Raw genomic sequence first — 2,429 nt, 5'->3', positions numbered from 1 at the left:
GCTTCGGCTTCGCGGAGAATACTGATGATCTGTTCGTCGGAAAAACGCTTCTTCATGGGGATGTCCTCATGTGGCTTATGAAGACATTACTAACATCGGGGTGTACTAATCAACGGGGAGCAGGTCATTACCCGAAATCTGATTTATTCAACAAAGCCTATAAAAGAAATAAAGAAAAAGATGAAACTGGCTAGCACATATGAGTTGTATCAATTCGCGTATATGTTAAAATCACTCACGGACTCGACCTAATCTCCTTTTTTAATTGTTAACACAGGTATTTTTATGTTATTGTATGTTGTTTTGTCTATTTCGCTGGTTTTATTATATGGGATGATAATAAAATATAAAGTGAAGTCAAGGAAATCACAGGGTACTGTAAAAAAGCCTATGGCAATCAGAAATAATAGAAATCTAAAGTAGATTCAAAGAGAATAGCTTTCGGGTATAAATGTAGTTATTCCGTCTTCAGTAAGTTAATGATAAATGCTTTACTCTACCTGATGTTATACAGGACGAGTTTTTCTCACTTTTATCTAATGTGTATATTGTTTTTTCTTTATATCTAAAACTGAAGTCATTGATTCCAGACAGGGCGCGATGACGGTAGTTATCCCGCCTTGTCATCGCACAAGAATACTGAAACTCTACGGCCAATCCGACTGACCAGAATAATCAGAATTATTATTGCACAACAAATTTCATTTTCCTCACGTCAGTGATTCCGGCGGGCGTTAAGTAAAAACGGAGATGTTCTGCCAAATAATTTATGATTTAATGTAGCTCTATATTATTTTTCCCGGAAATTAGTTGCAACAGATATATTCTGTCTTTCTCAATGAGAGCTGGAAATGTATCGCCAGCAGCTGCCAGCAGAGACCATCCTTCCAGGATAGCATAGGCCTTTGTATATTCAAGTGCGAAACCTAACCCTTCCAGAGAACCTGCTCTGCGAATATGTTCACATATTGCATTTTCACATACCCGTGTTAAGGCTTCATAACTGAGCGAAAAATCATATTTTTTATCCATCTTAAGCTATCTTCACCCAAATGCAGATATCCGGTTACACGTTGCAATGCGTAACATTATCAATAATAACCCGATTATAACATGAATTTTCGTTTTGTAATGCCGATGTCACACAACATTTTACTCTGTTTTTTTCAAAAAAGAGTGTCTTTATTTTGGTGTACACCTTAGTGTGCGATCGCCCAGCAAGAAATGAATATTCGTTCTATACTAGTGGGTAAAAAACCGCATTACATGCATCGCTTAAAAGTTGCACCATGCATCTGGAGCCTTCACGAGGCTATTAATAACGCATGAATTATCTCTGTAAATCATAACCAGTATCTATCCGAACCATGTCACATTATTTGATTCATACCCGGGATGAGTAAGGCAAGAATAGGTATACTGGAATAGTATGTTCAGTGCCAGCTAATCGGTCAGTGAAGTTGGCGAAAATTGGATTTGCCCCTATATTTCCAGACACCTGTTATGGAAGTTGCGATTAAGTGGTCCGCAGCTCCCGATATGACGCCCCAAACCGTCCTTTATCGACGTCCTGTGGCTCAATTTTCCAATTTTCAGCCCAAAATCGTCTCTTCGTGGCTGATTTTGGCCCTGTTTCAGGCCAATTTCCTCATTTCAGGTAGATCTCGCCTGTGCCCGTATCAATTGGTCAACTCGAACCAGGTTCGCCAGGGTGAATAACATCGCCAGTTGACTGTCATTTTTAGCCAGCCCCTTGTACCTGGCTTTGACGAAACCAAACTGACATTTTACTATCCGAAATGGATGCTCAACCTTCGCTCGGATACTCGCTTTCAGGTATTCGTAACGGATGGCCAGCTTGTTCTTGCGCGGGTGTTGCTTCAATGCATTCACTTTGCCGGGACGCTTGGCGATAAGCCAGTCTGCGCTGACATCGCTGAGCTCATCGCGCTTTTCGGCCCCCTGATAACCAGCATCGGCTGAGATAAATTCTTCATCGCCATGCAGTAACTTGCCAACCTGATTGAGGTCGTGCTCGTTAGCCGCCGTGGTCACCAGACTGTGGGTCAGGCCACTTTTGGCGTCCACGCCAATGTGCGCTTTCATGCCGAAGTACCACTGGTTACCTTTCTTGGTCTGGTGCATGTCTTCATCACGGCTGTTGTGTTTGTTTTTGGTAGAGCTGGGGGCTTGAATGATGGTGGCATCCACCAAGGTGCCCTGGGTCATTAGAACGCCACACTCTGCTAGCCAGTGATTAACGGTACTGAAGATTTTGCGGGCCAGTTCATGCTGCTCCAGCGGCACTGTTGCAAATAGTCGGTGGTGATAAACTTATCATCCCCTTTTGCTGATGGAGCTGCACATGAACCCATTCAAAGGCCGGCATTTTCAGCGTGACATCATTCTGTGGGCCGTACGCTGGTACT

At 42.8% G+C, this 2,429-nt stretch carries 2 protein-coding genes and 2 pseudogenes; 2 read left to right on the top strand and 2 right to left on the bottom strand.

All coding sequences use genetic code 11. The features are described 5' to 3' along the window. Positions 1-194 (top strand): hypothetical protein (locus MKS11_RS27290; protein ID WP_284109798.1); only part of this gene is annotated, 194 nt, incomplete at its 5' end. A gap of 580 nt (positions 195-774) precedes the next feature. Here the strand turns inward: MKS11_RS27290 and MKS11_RS27285 are convergent. Together MKS11_RS27285 and MKS11_RS27280 are read right to left on the bottom strand one after the other, a co-directional pair. Continuing rightward, complete coding sequence (locus MKS11_RS27285; protein ID WP_064343465.1) at positions 775-1,032, bottom strand: hypothetical protein; 258 nt, start codon at positions 1,030-1,032, stop codon at positions 775-777. Positions 1,033-1,653: 621 nt separating this feature from the next. Further along, positions 1,654-2,301, bottom strand: a pseudogene (locus MKS11_RS27280) (IS5-like element ISEc68 family transposase); the annotation flags it as partial. A gap of 64 nt (positions 2,302-2,365) precedes the next feature. On the opposite strand from MKS11_RS27280, the pseudogene MKS11_RS27275 reads away from it, so the two are divergent. Then, positions 2,366-2,429, top strand: a pseudogene (locus MKS11_RS27275) (hypothetical protein); the annotation flags it as partial.

The sequence above is a fragment of the Klebsiella sp. K5-45 genome (genome assembly GCF_030128605.1).
Classification (GTDB): domain Bacteria; phylum Pseudomonadota; class Gammaproteobacteria; order Enterobacterales; family Enterobacteriaceae; genus Klebsiella; species Klebsiella quasipneumoniae.
This window is presented reverse-complemented; position numbering and strand designations above follow the sequence as displayed.

Coding starts and splice junctions, on each gene's coding strand:
- MKS11_RS27285 (WP_064343465.1), bottom strand. CDS start 1,032: ATGGATAAAAAATATGATTTTTCGCTCAGTTATGAAGCCTTAACACGG.